Raw genomic sequence first — 15,695 nt, forward strand, 5'->3', positions numbered from 1 at the left:
TCAAATGGCGCACCCGGAAGGATTCGAACCTTCGACCAACGCCTTAGAAGGGCGTTGCTCTATCCAGCTGAGCTACGGGCGCATCGAAAACTTCATAGTTTGCCAGTAAGCTTTTCAATTATAAAAATAAAAGAAGTGGTCGGCGATGCAGGATTTGAACCTGCGACCCCTTGGACCCAAACCAAGTGCGCTACCAAACTGCGCTAATCGCCGATGCTTACGATTGTCTGCGAGTGACCTCGTTGACAACGGGGTGCATAATAGTGATTTGCCTAAGAGAGGTCAAACGTTTTTTGCATAAAATAAATCAATCGGTCATTTTTAGTTCATAATGGTTAAATATTGCAAAATCCAGCTGAAATTTAGACGCTTTTTTTGAAAACACCGGTTTATAACTTAAAAGCACCTTGGCGCTTCGGGCCTTTTCTGCGAAAATAGCCTGCATATTAAAAAAGCATTAATAAAATTAATTTTTTGCATACACCCCACTTTATATGCTGGTGCTTTTAAAATATAAGTATCGAAGTTTATTTAACCCCAATTAAAGGTCCCCCATGACGGCAAACATCATTGATGGTAAGGCAATCGCAAAACAAGTACGTAGTGCAGTGGCTGAGCGCGTAAGCGAGCGCGTTGCAAACGGTTTACGTGCACCTGGTTTAGCAGTAGTACTGGTAGGGCTTGACCCTGCAAGCCAAGTTTACGTTGGCTCTAAGCGCAAAGCGTGTGAAGAAGTAGGATTTATTTCAAAGTCATTTGATTTACCTGCGCAAACCAGCGAAGAAGAACTACTAGCATTAATTGATGAGCTAAATAACGATGGCGAAGTAGATGGTATTTTAGTACAACTACCGCTACCTGAAGGCCTCGATGCAGAAAAGATTTTAGAACGCATTACACCCCATAAAGATGTAGACGGTTTTCACCCGTACAATATTGGTCGCTTAGCGCAACGTATGCCGGCGCTTCGCCCATGTACACCAAAAGGGATTATCACCTTACTTGATTCAACAGGCGTGCGTTACAAGGGAATGCATGCGGTAGTGGTTGGCGCCTCTAATATTGTTGGTCGCCCTATGTCGCTTGAGTTACTACTTGCCGGCTGTACTACAACGGTATGCCATAAATTTACACAAGATTTAGAAACCCATGTTCGCCGTGCAGATTTATTAGTAGTGGCCGTAGGTAAACCTGAATTTATTCCGGGCGATTGGGTAAAAGAAGGCGCGATTGTGATTGATGTAGGTATTAACCGTTTAGATACAGGTAAATTAGTCGGTGATGTTGAGTATAGCATTGCAGAGCAAAAAGCTGATTTTATTACTCCTGTACCAGGTGGTGTTGGGCCAATGACTGTAGCAAGTTTGATTGAAAACACACTTGAAGCATGTGAAAAATACCACAGTTAAGCATTTAACTGATACCAATAAAAAGGGCTGCCAGCTGGCAGCCCTTTTTAGTTTAAAAACTATTTTAACACGTTTACGCTTTACGCCACGTTGTTTTACCGGCTGAGTCTTCAAGCACAACACCGAGTGCATTGAGTGCATCACGTGCTTCATCAGCGGCGGCCCAGTCTTTATTTGCGCGCGCTTCGTTACGTTTTACAATCAGCGCTTCGATAGTGGCTACTTCATCATCATCTTGCCCACCTTGCAAAAACGATTCTGGTGCTTGCTGAGCAACGCCAAGTACTTCGCCTATGCTGCGTAGCACAAATGCTAATTGCCCTGCTTGCTGTGTATCGGTGTCTTTAACACGGTTAAGCTCTTTAGCCAGTTCAAATAAAACCGGTAACGCCTCTGGTGTATTAAAGTCATCGTTCATCGCTTTTCTAAATTTAGCCACGTACTCATTGCTTTCAATGTCGCACGCTAATGGCTCTACACCACGAAGTGCTGTGTAAATACGTTCAAGTGATGAGCGTGCTTGATCTAAATTCTCTTGTGAGTAATTTAGCTGGCTTCGGTAATGCCCTGATATTAAAAAGTAACGAACCGATTCAGCATCATATGTTTTTAATACCTCACGCACAGTAAAAAAGTTGTCTAATGATTTAGACATTTTTTCTTTATTTACTTGTACCATACCGGTGTGGATCCACGTATTTACATACTTACCATTGTTTGCACAGCATGATTGGGCAATTTCGTTTTCATGGTGCGGAAACTGTAAGTCAGAGCCGCCACCGTGAATATCAAAATGCTCGCCTAAATGCTTTGAGCTCATTGCTGAACATTCTATATGCCAACCTGGGCGCCCTTCTCCCCACGGTGATGACCAAGAAGGTTCGCCTGCTTTTGCTTTTTTCCACAATACAAAATCAAGCGGATCGTCTTTATCTTGTGCAACTTCTACGCGAGAGCCTGCTTGGAGCATACTTAAATCTTGTTGCGATAGTGCACCGTACTGTTCAAACGTAGAAACATCAAAAAGCACGTCGCCGTCGTTTGCTACGTACGCATGGCCTTTTGCAATTAAGCGTTCAACCATTTCGATGATTTCGTCCATATGGTTTGTAACCGTCGGTTCAATATCTGGGCGCAACATGTTTAGGCTATCAAAGTCTTCGTGCATGGCTTTGGTCATACGCAAAGTTAGGTCATTAATTGACTCGCCATTTTCGTTTGCGCGTTTAATTATTTTATCATCTACGTCGGTAATATTACGTACGTATTTTAAGTCGTAACCAAGATGGCGAAGATAGCGGACAATAACATCAAACCCGACAAATGTACGCGCATGACCGATATGACAAAAATCATAAATGGTGATACCACACACGTACATGTCGATTTTGCCTTCGACCATAGGTTTAAACTGCTCTTTTTGTCGCGTGAGTGTGTTGTATATTTGTACCATTTACTTTAAGTCCTTGACTGTTTGCTGAGTTGGCTATGTTAACACTTGAAAAGCCCCCGCTCTAGCGCTTTTTATACCCAAACCTCTTCAATACAGTTGTTTAAGCTGGAATTAAAACCAATTTAGGTTAGGCCTTGATTGTGTGTCAGAGAGGTTCTGTTGTTAAAATTAATAACACTGTAAAATCGGTTTTAAATCACCCTGTTTATTGCTCAACGGGCTTTTGTTCTGTGCATAGCTACATATTGAGAGAAAATACAACAACGACAAAATACCACCTCGATATTAGCCCCCTGTAAAACGCACAAGTATATACCCTGAGCAGCTTTGGATATATTGAACAAGCACTTTGTTTATCTTAGTTAACTAAGATAAAATAGCGCGACTAATTAAACCAGATATAGGAAACCACATGGTTGTTCTACACACTAATTTTGGTGACATCACCATTAAAATGTTTGAGCAAGAAGCTCCAAACACAGTTAAAAACTTTTTAGAGTACGCAAACTCAGGTTTTTACAACGGCACTATTTTTCACCGCGTAATTGACGGCTTTATGGTGCAAGGCGGTGGGTTTGTACCTGGTATGGAACAAAAAGACGTTAACGACCCAATTCAAAACGAAGCTAATAATGGCCTATCTAATAAAGTAGGTACATTAGCAATGGCACGTACGCCTGATCCACATTCAGCAACGGCCCAATTCTTTATTAATGTTAACGACAACGACTTTTTAAACCACAGCAGCGAAACGTCGCAAGGCTGGGGTTACTGCGTATTTGCAGAAGTAGTTGAGGGCATGGACGTAGTAAATAAAATTAAAGGTGTAGCAACAGGCAGCGCTGGTTTTCACCAAGATGTACCGCTTGAAAATGTAATCATCGAAAACGTTACTGTAAGCTAAACGTTCACTCTTACACTGAGTAATTAAGCGGGCATGGTACATTAATGTATTCGCCCGCTTTTATTTAACCTAACTAGATGCCTTTATGACTTCTCAAACCTACTTTATTGCAGATTTACATCTAAGTGAAAACCGCCCAGATATTAGCGAGGCCTTTTATCGCTTTATAAATACGCATATTATCGGTAAGCCCGTAGATGCACTGTATATTTTAGGTGATTTTTTTGAAGTATGGGTTGGGGATGACTACGTAACAGAATTGGCCAGTGAAGTTGCAAAACATTTAAAAGCCGTTAAAGATGGCGGAACTCCAGTGTACTTTATACATGGTAATCGTGATTTTATTATGCGTGAGCAATACGCTAAACGCGCTGGTATGGTATTGCTAAACGAGCAAACGGTTATAGATTTGTATGGCACACCCACTGTTATTTTGCACGGTGATGAAATGTGTACTCAAGATATAGAGTATCAAAAGTTTCGCAAAAAAAGCCGTGGCTGGTGGTGGCCTAAATTAATGTTAGCAATGCCACTTTGCTACAGAAAAAAAATTGCGCGTAATGCCAGAGAAAAAAGTAAATTAAGTCAAGCCGACAAACCCATAGAAGTTTTAGACGTAGTTGATGACGCCGTACTGGCGATGTTTGCAAAACACAATGTGAGCAACATGATACACGGGCACACGCATCGCCCTAATGTGCATAAGTACACTGTAGGTAAGCAAACACTAACACGCACTGTGCTTGGAGATTGGTATACTCAGGGCTCATACTTAGTGGTTACACCAGACAGTCAAAAACTTATTAATACGCCCTTCGCATAATCTCAAATCCTGACTATTATTTAAGTACTTTTTGGTAATAGGATAAGGATATATGAATAAAGCTATTTTTTGCTTATTGCTTTGTTGCATTTTTTCCAAAGGGTACGCCTCTGAAAATTGGCAACTCGTCGCTGAAAACTCTCCTCCTTATATTGGTGAGCGATTAATGGATAATGGTTGGGTGACAGCCTTAATTAAAGCGGCTTTAATAAATCAAAATATTGATAACGATATAGAGTTTACCAGTTGGAACAGAGCCCTAAAGCTAACCAAAATAAATAAAAAAGATGCAATTTTAGGCGCTTTTTTTACACAATCTCGCACTGAGCTTTTTTACTACTCACGCCCGCTGGCTAACGTATATGTCGGCTTATTTAAGCTCAAAGGCAGGCAAATAAACTATGACGGCAGTATGAACTCTTTACAGCCATACAGTATTTGTAAAGGCGTTGGCTATGCAGTTAGCGAGGCTTTTTCTGAAAGTAATGGCCTGGCTGTAACCTCCACTCGTGGGTTAATTAATAGTTTATACATGCTACAAAAAGGACGGATAGACTTAGTTGCAGGCACTAAAGAAGTGGGGGAATATTGGTTAAAAAACACCGAAAAGCTTAATGAGCCCGGCGCGCCACAAGTTGAATATATTTCGCCGGATTTAGAGCACCACCAACTCCATGTAATGTTTCCCAAATCTGACCCTAATGCAAAACATAAAAGGGACGCACTTGAGCAAGGCTTTACCGCTATTTTATACAATGGCACCGCAAAAAAAGTGTTGATGAAACATGGTTTTTCTCAAAGTGCAGCACTTGAACTTATAGACTTTATAGAAAGAAGTAGCGCACCAAACTAGCCAGTGCGCTTGAAGAGCAAATAGCACCGATTTAGTTAGTGACTTGTGCAGGTGCACCACTGTGAAACTTAAAGTCTTCATCGGGGCTGGTAATTAAATCAGCCTCAACTTTACCAAAAAAGTCGACTCGCTCAGTAATATCAAAATCAGCAATTTCTTGTGCCAGTGTTAAGTAATCTTGATAATGGCGTGCCTCAGAGCGAAGCAACGAAATATAGAAATCGCCTAAGCGTTTATCAACATGCGGCGCAAGCTTTGCAAAACGCTCACACGAGCGAGCCTCAATATAAGCGCCTACAATAAGCTTATCGACGAGAGCATTAGGTTCAAACGTTTTAACGTTACGTAGCATCCCCTTAGCATAGCGACACGGTGTGATACTTCGGTACTCTACGCCATATTCGTCCATTATTTCGAGCACTTGGTAAAAGTGATGTAACTCTTCTTTTATTAGCATCACCATTTTATCAATTAAATCTTGCCCGTATGGCGAGTTTGACTTTGGAATAATAGATTTTGTCAGTTTATTTTTAGCCGCCAAATCTCGCCAATTGCCTTCACGCTTATAAATAAGTGTTTCAAAAGGTTTTAGCCATTCGAGTAATGCATCACTGCTGTCTTTATCGACCGCGTACTTACGGATTAAAAACATTGCACTTTGCGCTGCTTTTAACTCACAAATTAAATGGTCGATTAAGATAACCGATAAATTCTCTTTTTTTACTGCTTCATCTACCCAGGCATTCGGGGTTTCGCACAATAAAAAATTATTAATAGGGGCTAAAAGTTCGCTATGTGGCACAGGGATGCTCGTTACTTCAAATAATAAAACGCCATTTTAACACGAAAAATAACGAAGAATAAAACAAGCAAAAACAACTGACTTAAAATGTTAATAAGCAGTTAACTTGACTTTGTCTCTGAACTAAACCATAAATATAAGTGCTGTATAAAAAACAAACTAAAAATAAATTATACCCAACAGTAAACCGTTCCTTTTATGGAGTACCGCTATGATACTGAATCACCTGTGGGGCATTTATGCTCATCCACTCGAAGAATGGCAAACAATAGATAACCGCCACGAAAGCCTAACTTACAGCTTGTCGCATATTTTACTTATTGCATTATTTCCATCGATTATGGGGTATTACTCATCGGTGTATTTAGGCTGGAGTATTGGTGCAGGCAACCCAGTATTTTTAACGCATGAAAGCGCACTGCTAATTGCCGTGGCTATGTATGGTGCGTTAATAGCCGGAGTGTTTGCTTTGGCCTATTTAGCCCATTGGATGGCCGTTACATTTGGTGCTAAACCTACGTTTACACAAACGCTTGAGCTTGCCGCTTATACTGCTACACCTGTGTTTATGTCGGCCTTAGCCGCTTTTTTACCTGAGCTGTGGTTTGTTGTTTGCGTAGGTATGATTGCCCTAGCCTACTCGGTGTACTTACTGTATACGGGCGTGCCAATACTTATGCATATTCCGCAAGAGCGCGGCTTTATTTATGCCAGCTCTGTTGTCACCTGCGGGCTAATTTTATTGGTAATAATTTTAGCTGTAACCGCAATTCTTTGGACTAACGGTATTGTGAGTCCAATGTTTACCTAATCAACCACGTTGTTTGATATGAAGTGTTCCCTTTCCTTCGCAAAAAAGGAGCTAATTAGCTCCTTTTTTTATGTCGATTATGTTTAGTTACACATTAGTCAGCTTCGTTGGCATCTTGATTATGTATTTCAAGGCCTGATGACATGGCATTTTCGCGGTTGCTTTTAGCCGAGTCGTTACGTAGTTGATCAATATGATTTAGGTAATCTTGATCAATATCGCCGGTAATGTACTGCCCATCAAATACAGAGGTTTCAAACTTAGTAATTTCTGGGTTTTCTTGGCTCACCGCTTCAATTAAATCGTTTAGCGATTGAAAAATTAAGCCATCAGCACTGATGCTTTGGTTAATGTCTTCAACTTCGCGGCCATGTGCAATAAGCTCTGCTGCAGAGGGCATATCAATACCATACACATTCGGGAAGCGGATTTCAGGAGCGGCTGAGGCAAAATACACATTTTTTGCTCCGGCTTCACGGGCCATTTCTACAATTTGCGCAGAAGTAGTACCGCGCACAATTGAATCATCAACCAGTAAAACGTTTTTACCTTTAAATTCACGGTCAATCGCATTTAGCTTTTGACGCACTGACTTTTTACGCATTTCTTGGCCTGGCATGATAAATGTACGACCAATATAACGGTTTTTAACAAAGCCTTGGCGGTAAGGTAAATCAAGCATGCGGGCAATTTCTAATGCTACATCGCATGAGGTTTCAGGAATTGGGATAACTACATCAATGTCTTTATCGCTCCACTCACGCGCAATTTTTTCACCCAGTTTAGTACCCATGTTTACACGCGTTGCGTAAACCGACATACGATCGATGGTTGAATCAGGGCGAGCGAAATAAACAAACTCAAAAATACAGGGCGCATAAGAGGCTTTTTCTGCACAACTTTGTGAATGAAATTGACCGTCTTCAGTCACATAAATAGCTTCACCTGGCGCTACATCTCGCACAAATTCAAAGCCGTCAGGCTTTAGTGCTACGCTTTCTGATGCAAACATGTACTCAGTGCCTTTAGGCGTTTCACGCTTACCAAATACCAGCGGGCGAATACCATTAGGGTCACGAAATGCTAAAACACCGTGACCAATAATCATCGCAATAGCGGCGTAGCCACCTGTAACCTTGTTGTTTACTTCGGTTACTGCGGTGAATATATCTTCAGCGTCTAAATGTAATTTGTCAGATTTACTCAGCTCATGCGCCATAATATTAAGCAGTATTTCTGAGTCTGACGTTGTATTAACATGGCGACGCGCTTCTGAAAATAATTGCTGCTTGAGCGTTTCAGCATTCGTTAAGTTACCATTGTGCGCAAGCGCAATACCAAATGGTGAATTAACATAAAACGGCTGCGCTTCAGATGAACTTGACGAGCCAGCAGTAGGGTAACGAACGTGGCCAATACCAATTGTGCCTTGTAGTCGCTTCATATGGCGGGTGTGAAACACATCCTTTACTAGGCCATTTGCTTTGCGCAAGCTGAACGTATTGTTTTCAATGGTAATGATGCCCGCGGCATCTTGACCTCGGTGCTGCAAAACAGTTAAGCCATCATAAATCGCCTGATTAACAGGAGATGTTCCGACTATCCCAACGATACCACACATGTAATTTATCCTCGCCGATTAACGGTTTACTGAATTTAAAAAGCTCGAGTTGTTTTCTAGGTACGAAAAAAACCATTCAACAACAAAGCCAAATTCTGGAATCAAAATAGAATTGCCCCACCAGTGCGTGTTTGGTGCACCAGTAAAAGCATCAAGAAAGAAGAGTAACGCGCTCACGACCAACACGCCTCGTAGCGCACCAAAAACAATGCCAAAGACACGATCGGTGCCAGATAAACCAGTACGCTGTACAAGCTCACCTAAAATGTAGTTTAGTAAACCGCCTAACAGTAGCGTCGCAAAGAAGAGTATGGCAATGGCCGCCGCATTTCTTAAAAGGGGTTCAGAAATACTTGTTAGGAAGGAAGCTAAATATTGGTAGAACAAACTAGAGATGATAAATGCGCAACCCCATACTGCTAATGACATAGCTTCTTTAACGAAGCCGCGTATTAAACCTATGATGGTAGACAGTGCAATGATGCCAAGAATGGCGTAATCAACCCAGATCATATTAACCAATTAGTCGCTATTTTGGGGCGCATTCTATACCCAAACCTCCTAAATATGCAAGTTAAAGCGGGAGATAACCAGCAACTATCTAATACAAAAAATTAACATTTAAGAGGTGTGTTTTTTAGCGCTAAATTAAAAAGGCCTTACTAAGTAAGGCCTTTAAAAATCAGTGAGTGACGGTATATTGCGTTACTTTGCCGTTGAGCTTGGTCAGCGCTTTTAGCTCAGGTAACTTTTTAATAAGCTCAGCCTTATCAAGCGAAGGACCCACAAACACTTTAGTCAATGTACCATTAGGCGTTTTGATGGGCTTTGTAAACGTTTTAAAGCCTTTTGCTTTGAGCTTTGCTTGTAAAGCCTTTACATTAGCCGCATGAGAAAAGCTACCAAGCTGAATTACATAGGCCATATCAGTGAGGTTTTCTTCACTCTTGCGTGGCGCAATAGGGTTGGCTTTGACAGGCTCTGGCACTTTAGCAACAGGTTTGCTTGGCACACTCTCACCTTCTATGCTGCCCTCGACTACTTCTCGATCTACCGCGAATTTGCTTTCTTGGCTTGTGAGCACGTCGTCATCAGCAGCTACATTCTCTATTGGCGCTTGCTTTAAGGGCTCGGCTTGCGCTACTTTTTCATCTATAGACTCTTGAAGGTCGATAGTTTTAAACTCAGAGCGTTCAGGAATAGCTTTAAAGCCCTCTTTATAGTGGACCTTTTCGCCATCGAGTATATTAGGAATAAACACAATTGCTGCGATCACCACAATACTGGTTCCAACTAAACGATTTATAAAACCTGAGTTCACCGACTTTCTCTCTATTTTTTAAAGTAGTTTATAGCATCTGCAACAGTAAAAAATGACCCAAACACAATTAAAAGCGTATCACTTTGCTGTGTAGGCATAATTACATTAAGCGCATCGTGCACACTATTATAGCGTTCATGCGTGCCTGTATGAGGTATTGTTTGCAACGCGGCGGCCATATTTTCAACGTTATCGCCACGTGGTATGTGTAAGCTAGTAAGAGACCATTGATCAATTACAGAGCTTACCTCTTTAAGTACACCCGCTTTATCTTTATCAGCAAGCATAGCGACTAATGCATGAATTTTAAAGCCTTTATCTTTATAGCTTGCAAGCTTTAGTGCTAAATAACGAGCAGATTCGGGATTGTGCGCAACATCAGTAAACACTAAAGGTGTAGTATTGAGTTGCTGAAATCGGCCCTCAACAACTAAATTAGCTAAACAACGTTTAATTACCTCATCGCTTGGTAGTAAATTTAACGCTGCTAAAGTAGTTAAAGCAGTTGCGGCATTTTGTGCAGGAATTGCTGGTTTGTCTAACGCCAGATCATAATGCTTATATTGCCATGTGAAATGCGCTGGGTGCTCTTTGAATATAAAATCAGTGCCCGATATAACCATATTGGCTTTAATCTCAGTGCCGTAATCGGTCATAGTGTGGGGTATGTTCAAATCACCAATAATAGCTGGCGTATTTTCACGAAATATACCTGCTTTATCATAAGCAACCAGCTCGCGTGTATCGCCTAGGTATTCTTTGTGATCTAAATCGATAGTGGTGATCACACTTGCATAAGGTGTAACGATATTGGTGGCATCAAAACGCCCACCCAAACCAACTTCAAGCAGCACATAATCAACCTCAAAATGCTTAAAAATAGCCAATGCACCAAGAGTGCCATACTCAAAATACGTCAGTGCCGTGCTACCGCGACCTTGCTCTAGCGTGTTAAAGGCATCAACATGGTATTGATCTTCAAGCTCTTGAGCATTTATGCGCACACGCTCGTTGTATTTAATTAAATGAGGAGAGGCATAAGTGCCAACAGAATAACCTTGAGCCAACAATAAAGACTCTAAACAGCGTGCTGTTGTCCCTTTGCCGTTTGTGCCGCCAATCAAAATGATTTTGCTGGAAGTGTTTAATAAGCCAATGTTGTTTGCAACAGTAGCGACGCGTTCGAGGCCCATTTCAATATTTGCAGGGTGAACACTCTCTAAATAACAAAGCCAATCATCAAGGCTTGATGATTGGCTAGGAATTATATTTGTCATAGCGTGTAATCAGTAAAGCTGAAATTTACGCTACTCTATGCTCTTGTTCAGTAGAAGGCAAGTTCATAAATTTAGCAAGCACACGTGCTAACGTGTCACGCATTTCGCGACGGTCAACAATCATGTCTATCGCACCGTGCTCTAATAAGAACTCACTACGCTGAAAACCTTCAGGCAGAGTTTCACGTACTGTTTGTTCAATAACGCGCGGACCAGCAAAACCAATTAAGGCTTTTGGCTCTGCAACGTTTATATCACCTAACATCGCAAGTGATGCTGATACACCGCCCATGGTTGGGTCGGTCATAACTGATATAAACGGCAGGCCTTTTTCGCTCATTTTAGCAAGTGCAGCACTGGTTTTAGCCATTTGCATAAGCGACATAAGTGCTTCTTGCATACGTGCACCACCTGAAGCTGAAAAACACACTAATGGCATGTTGTGCTCTAAACATTGGTCTACGGCATCAACAAAGCGTGCACCTACAACCGAAGCCATTGAACCACCCATAAATGAGAATTCAAAAGCAACCGCTGCAACAGGAATACCTTTTAAGCGGCCTTTCATCGCTACTAATGCGTCTTTTTCGCCACTTGTTTTTTGGGCTGCGCTAATACGATCTGAGTATTTTTTTGAGTCTTTAAACTTTAATACATCTTTAGGCTCGTGCTCAGTACCTAGCTCTGTGCGGTCGGCTTCATCTAAAAAGTGCTCTAAACGCTTACGGCCGCTCACACGCATGTGGTGGTCGCATTTAGGACATACGTTTAATGACTTCTCTAGTTCAGCTTTATATAAAATTGAATCGCAAGCTGTACATTTAGCCCAAACGCCCTCTGGAATTTCTTTACGACCTGATGACTTAGTCGTTTTAGGTAAGATTTTTTCTAACCAACTCATTTGCAACTCTCTTAATGCTGTTCTGTGTCGCGAGCCTGCTAATAAGTAGCAGACAGATTTTTTCAATTAAAACATGAATTACACAAACACGGTATAAAAAACTGGTCTTAGTAGTTAGATAAACGCTTATAAATTCAGCACTAACATTCCGTATCAGGTAAAAATAATGGCCCTAACGGCGTTTTAGGAATGTTAAAATGCGCTGGGTAATCAACATCCACTAAGTACAACCCTGCCGCTTTTGCCGTGGCACTGGCTTTAGCGCGCTCTTTTAAATCTAATAGCTCTTTTAACCACACTGGCTGATGTTTATGTAAGCCTATATCCATTAGACAACCGGTAATATTGCGCACCATATGGTGTAAAAAAGCATTCGCTTTAATATCAATAATAACGTAATCACCCTGTCGCTGTACCGATAAATGATGAATTGTTCTGTTTGCTGTATTAGCTTGGCAATGCAGTGCTCTAAAAGAAGTAAAGTCATGCTCACCAATTAAGTACTGACACGCTTCTTGCATTTTTGTTTCATCAAGTGGATGATGAAAATGTGTAACCCCTTCATTCATCACTGCGCCCCTGTAGGCGTAATTATAAATAACATAACGGTAACGACGCGCTGTTGCGCTAAAACGTGCATGGAAGTCTTCACTTACGGGCTGTGCAAAACGAATTGCTATGTCTTTAGGCAGTAGCGTATTCATCCCCATGGTAAACGCCACCATTTCACGCGGAGCATGAGTTTCAAAGTGGATAACTTGGCCAGTGCCATGCACCCCAGCATCTGTGCGCCCCGCGCACACTATTTCAACCGGATGATTACAAATGCGCGATAACGCTTTTTCTACTTCTTGTTGTACGCTATTTACGTGAGACTGGCGTTGCCACCCACTGTAACGCGCGCCGTTGTATTCAACTCCAAGTGCTACTCGCATAATTACTGCTTTACCTACTGTGCTAATGAACGAGGCATTTTATGCTATCTCGCGGTGCAATAAAAGCCAGTGTGTTGTGATCCAATAAATACCTACAAAAAAGCCGCAATAATTACCTTATTGCGGCTCAAATCGCGTTTACAACGCTACTTTAATTTTGCTTTTAAGCTTTGGGCTTCTTCTTGCACATCTTCAGGGCCACTTTCAATAACATCTTCAATCACTTTTAATGCTGAGTCAAAGTCGTCAATTTCAATATACGCCCTTGCCAAATCGAGCTTGGCAGAATAACCACCGCTCTCTAAGTCAACATCTGTAGGGTTGTCTCCAGCAAGTAAGGATTCAAAATCACCTAACCCTACATCCATATTAACTTCGTCATAAGGTTCGTGCTCAAGTACCGAGTCGTCACTTTGTTCGAGTAGCGCATCAATATCAACGAAATCGTCGGCAGTAGGCTGCTCTGTATCTTGTATAGGGTTATCTTGAACCGCTTTCGTTTCAATCTCACTATCTAAATCTTCATTAAGTAAGCTATCGAAATCGACGTCAAATTCACTGCTGTCCTCTAAATTTAACTCATCTGGTTCAGCTAGTTCACTGAGTAACGCATCAAAATCGGTTTGCGTTAGATCAGCCATAAACTCATCGTCTAGCTGCTCGTCGGGTATAACCTCTTCATTAGTTTGCTCATCAGGAGCTTGCGTTAGCTCAGCTTCTATCTGCGAGTTTGTTATTTCATCTTCAACGTCTTCAGAAAGTGCTTGTTCTAAAATTGCATCGTCAAAATCAGGCTGTTCTTGCTTGCTGTCCGTAATCTGCTCTTCACTGAAAGACTCCTCTTGCGAGAGAGGTGTCTCAACATCATCGTCAATCAGCGGCTCGTCATCTAAGTCAGCATCTAATGCATCAATACCAGTATTACCAGCAAGTGCATTCGCTAAATCTTGCTCAGCTTGGCTTGGGGCCATACCGCTTGACTGTCCATCAAGTTCATCACCTTGCAACTCTTGGGGACTATATGATTGCTGATCATCTAAATCAAAATCGTCGTTATCAAGCTCTAATTCAGGGTATTCATCAAGCTCTTCGCTTGGGGTGACTTGCTCATCTAATAATGCATTAAGCTCTTCGTCTAACCCATCAATGCTTTGCAGTAAATCGTCATCGAAAACCCCTTTGTCTTCATCCGTATTTTCAGGTAAATCTAGCTCGCTTGCGACATCCGTTAATTCATCCGCCGATAAATCCGTTTGAGCCCGGCTATCATCTTCACCGATTTCTTCAGCGGCAAGCTGTGGCTCTAATTCCAGCTCTGAAAAATCATTATCAATGAGTAATTCATCATCAAAGTCGTCTTCTAGGCTATCTAATTCATTGCCCGAAAGTGCGTTTGCTAAGTCTTGTTCAGCTTGGCTTGGCTGCATGCCTGTAGCCTCACCATCAAGCTCATCGCCCAATAACTCATCAGGTAAGTATTGCTGTTGTTCTGTTACATCTAACGCGTCTCTCTTCTCATCTGAAAAGTCTATATCATCGCTGAGTGTATCATTTACAACCTCATTTTCAGGTTGAGTATCTAAAAGCGGATTCGCTGGTGTTTCCTGTGAATCTAGCGGATCGTCACCTAAATCGACCTCTACCTCTTCAATATCATCATCAAGGTCATCAAGTGCCCAATCAGGGTTTTCAACATAGTCTTCGTCTGTAGCTTGCTCTAGTTCACTGAGTAATTCATCAACACTTTTTAGGGTATCGTCAGTGTACTCACCCTGCGCATCTTCTGGGTCAAGTAATGTTTCTGAACTATCTGTGAAGACGGTGTTTTCAAGCAAATCATCACTAAGCTCAGGCTCTTCTTCAAGCTCAGGCTCCTCGAGAAGCTCAGGCTCCTCGAGAAGCTCAGGCTCTTCTTCAAGCTCAGGCTCTTCTACAAGCTCTGGTTCATCTTCAAGCTCAGGTTCTTCTACAAGTCCAGGTTCTTCTACAAGCCCTGGTTCTTCTGCAAGTTCAGATTCTTCTGCAAGTTCAGATTCTTCTACAAGCTCTGGTTCATCTTCAAGCTCAGGTTCTTCTAAAAGATCAGGCTCATCTTCAAGCTCAGGTTCTTCTAAAAGATCAGGCTCATCTTCAAGCTCTGGCTCTTCTACAAGCTCTAGTTCTTCTACAAGCTCTGGTTCATCTTCAAGTTCAGGTTCTTCTACAAGCTCAGGCTCATCTTCAAGCTCTGGTTCTTCTAAAAGATCAGGCTCATCTTCAAGCTCTGGTTCTTCTACAAGTTCAGGTTCATCTTCAAGCTCAGGTTCTTCTAAAAGCTCAGGCTCATCTTCAAGCTCAGGTTCTTCTTCAAGCTCAGGTTCTTCTACAAGTTCAGGTTCTTCTACAAGCTCAGGCTCATCTTCAAGCTCAGGTTCTTCTACAAGGCCAGGCTCATCTTCAAGCTCTGGTTCTTCTACAAGCTCTGGTTCTTCTACAAGTTCAGGTTCTTCTACAAGCTCAGGTTCTTCTACAAGCTCAGGTTCTTCTACAAGTTCAGGTTCTTCTACAAGCTCAGGTTCTTCTACAAGTTCAGGTTCTTCTACAAG

Annotated in this window: 14 protein-coding genes and 2 tRNA genes; 5 read left to right on the forward strand and 11 right to left on the reverse strand. The window is 41.8% G+C overall.

Features of this window, described 5'->3' with window-relative positions:
• Positions 1-5: 5 nt before the first annotated feature.
• Together AN393_RS17695 and AN393_RS17700 are read right to left on the reverse strand one after the other, a co-directional pair.
• A tRNA-Arg gene (locus tag AN393_RS17695) sits at positions 6-82 on the reverse strand.
• Between the two features lie 54 nt (positions 83-136).
• A tRNA-Pro gene (locus tag AN393_RS17700) sits at positions 137-213 on the reverse strand.
• Positions 214-554: 341 nt separating this feature from the next.
• Between AN393_RS17700 and folD the strand changes: the two genes are divergently transcribed.
• The gene (folD, locus tag AN393_RS17705; protein WP_055015795.1) at positions 555-1,409 is read left to right on the forward strand and encodes a bifunctional methylenetetrahydrofolate dehydrogenase/methenyltetrahydrofolate cyclohydrolase FolD; all 855 of its coding nucleotides are present in this window, start codon (positions 555-557) and stop codon (positions 1,407-1,409) included.
• Positions 1,410-1,482: 73 nt separating this feature from the next.
• Here folD and cysS read toward each other — a convergent pair whose 3' ends face one another.
• The gene (gene cysS, locus AN393_RS17710) at positions 1,483-2,862 is read right to left on the reverse strand and encodes a cysteine--tRNA ligase (protein ID WP_055015796.1); all 1,380 of its coding nucleotides are present in this window, start codon (positions 2,860-2,862) and stop codon (positions 1,483-1,485) included.
• A gap of 412 nt (positions 2,863-3,274) precedes the next feature.
• Here cysS and AN393_RS17715 point away from each other — a divergent pair, with 412 nt between their 5' ends.
• The 3 genes from AN393_RS17715 to AN393_RS17725 all read left to right on the forward strand — a co-directional run bounded on the left by AN393_RS17715 (position 3,275) and on the right by AN393_RS17725 (position 5,442).
• Complete coding sequence (locus AN393_RS17715) at positions 3,275-3,766, forward strand: peptidylprolyl isomerase (RefSeq protein WP_024032242.1); 492 nt, start codon at positions 3,275-3,277, stop codon at positions 3,764-3,766.
• A gap of 85 nt (positions 3,767-3,851) precedes the next feature.
• Positions 3,852-4,589 (forward strand): UDP-2,3-diacylglucosamine diphosphatase, encoded by a 738-nt coding sequence (locus tag AN393_RS17720; protein WP_055018771.1) that lies wholly within the window; start codon positions 3,852-3,854, stop codon positions 4,587-4,589.
• Between the two features lie 52 nt (positions 4,590-4,641).
• Positions 4,642-5,442, forward strand: a complete 801-nt coding sequence (locus tag AN393_RS17725) for an ABC transporter substrate-binding protein (RefSeq protein ID WP_055018772.1) — start codon at positions 4,642-4,644, stop codon at positions 5,440-5,442.
• Positions 5,443-5,473: 31 nt separating this feature from the next.
• Here AN393_RS17725 and miaE read toward each other — a convergent pair whose 3' ends face one another.
• Positions 5,474-6,244 carry a tRNA isopentenyl-2-thiomethyl-A-37 hydroxylase MiaE gene (gene miaE / locus AN393_RS17730; protein WP_055015799.1) on the reverse strand — a complete coding sequence of 257 codons (771 nt, stop codon included), beginning with the start codon at positions 6,242-6,244 and terminating at the stop codon, positions 5,474-5,476.
• 211 nt (positions 6,245-6,455) lie between these two features.
• Here miaE and AN393_RS17735 point away from each other — a divergent pair, with 211 nt between their 5' ends.
• Positions 6,456-7,055: a Yip1 family protein gene (locus AN393_RS17735; protein WP_004586887.1), complete on the forward strand. Its 600-nt coding sequence runs from the start codon at positions 6,456-6,458 to the stop codon at positions 7,053-7,055.
• A 94-nt stretch (positions 7,056-7,149) separates the two neighbouring features.
• Here the strand turns inward: AN393_RS17735 and purF are convergent, their stop codons facing one another.
• The 7 genes from purF to AN393_RS17770 all read right to left on the reverse strand — a co-directional run.
• Positions 7,150-8,676, reverse strand: a complete 1,527-nt coding sequence (gene purF, locus AN393_RS17740) for an amidophosphoribosyltransferase (protein WP_055015800.1) — start codon at positions 8,674-8,676, stop codon at positions 7,150-7,152.
• An 18-nt stretch (positions 8,677-8,694) separates the two neighbouring features.
• Positions 8,695-9,189, reverse strand: a complete 495-nt coding sequence (locus tag AN393_RS17745) for a CvpA family protein (RefSeq protein WP_055015801.1) — start codon at positions 9,187-9,189, stop codon at positions 8,695-8,697.
• Between the two features lie 169 nt (positions 9,190-9,358).
• Positions 9,359-9,997: an SPOR domain-containing protein gene (locus AN393_RS17750; protein WP_055018773.1), complete on the reverse strand. Its 639-nt coding sequence runs from the start codon at positions 9,995-9,997 to the stop codon at positions 9,359-9,361.
• Between the two features lie 11 nt (positions 9,998-10,008).
• Positions 10,009-11,274 carry a bifunctional tetrahydrofolate synthase/dihydrofolate synthase gene (gene folC, locus AN393_RS17755; protein WP_055018774.1) on the reverse strand — a complete coding sequence of 422 codons (1,266 nt, stop codon included), beginning with the start codon at positions 11,272-11,274 and terminating at the stop codon, positions 10,009-10,011.
• A 25-nt stretch (positions 11,275-11,299) separates the two neighbouring features.
• A complete protein-coding gene (accD, locus tag AN393_RS17760) occupies positions 11,300-12,175 on the reverse strand; it encodes an acetyl-CoA carboxylase, carboxyltransferase subunit beta (RefSeq protein WP_055015804.1) in 876 nt (291 codons plus the stop codon).
• A 140-nt stretch (positions 12,176-12,315) separates the two neighbouring features.
• Complete coding sequence (gene truA, locus AN393_RS17765) at positions 12,316-13,110, reverse strand: tRNA pseudouridine(38-40) synthase TruA (protein ID WP_055015805.1); 795 nt, start codon at positions 13,108-13,110, stop codon at positions 12,316-12,318.
• Positions 13,111-13,256: 146 nt separating this feature from the next.
• Positions 13,257-15,695: FimV/HubP family polar landmark protein (locus AN393_RS17770; protein WP_327077737.1), on the reverse strand; the 2,439-nt coding region annotated here is incomplete at its 5' end.

The sequence above is a fragment of the Pseudoalteromonas sp. P1-25 genome (genome assembly GCF_001401805.1).
GTDB lineage: Bacteria > Pseudomonadota > Gammaproteobacteria > Enterobacterales > Alteromonadaceae > Pseudoalteromonas.

What these genes read in the sequence shown, in the direction of transcription:
- truA (WP_055015805.1), bottom strand. Translation starts at nt 13,110, where the DNA reads ATGCGAGTAGCACTTGGAGTTGAATACAACGGCGCGCGTTACAGTGGG.
- accD (WP_055015804.1), bottom strand. Translation starts at nt 12,175, where the DNA reads ATGAGTTGGTTAGAAAAAATCTTACCTAAAACGACTAAGTCATCAGGT.
- purF (WP_055015800.1), bottom strand. Translation starts at nt 8,676, where the DNA reads ATGTGTGGTATCGTTGGGATAGTCGGAACATCTCCTGTTAATCAGGCG.
- AN393_RS17725 (WP_055018772.1), top strand. Translation starts at nt 4,642, where the DNA reads ATGAATAAAGCTATTTTTTGCTTATTGCTTTGTTGCATTTTTTCCAAA.
- cysS (WP_055015796.1), bottom strand. Translation starts at nt 2,862, where the DNA reads ATGGTACAAATATACAACACACTCACGCGACAAAAAGAGCAGTTTAAA.
- AN393_RS17715 (WP_024032242.1), top strand. Translation starts at nt 3,275, where the DNA reads ATGGTTGTTCTACACACTAATTTTGGTGACATCACCATTAAAATGTTT.
- AN393_RS17720 (WP_055018771.1), top strand. Translation starts at nt 3,852, where the DNA reads ATGACTTCTCAAACCTACTTTATTGCAGATTTACATCTAAGTGAAAAC.
- AN393_RS17735 (WP_004586887.1), top strand. Translation starts at nt 6,456, where the DNA reads ATGATACTGAATCACCTGTGGGGCATTTATGCTCATCCACTCGAAGAA.
- AN393_RS17745 (WP_055015801.1), bottom strand. Translation starts at nt 9,189, where the DNA reads ATGATCTGGGTTGATTACGCCATTCTTGGCATCATTGCACTGTCTACC.
- folD (WP_055015795.1), top strand. Translation starts at nt 555, where the DNA reads ATGACGGCAAACATCATTGATGGTAAGGCAATCGCAAAACAAGTACGT.
- folC (WP_055018774.1), bottom strand. Translation starts at nt 11,274, where the DNA reads ATGACAAATATAATTCCTAGCCAATCATCAAGCCTTGATGATTGGCTT.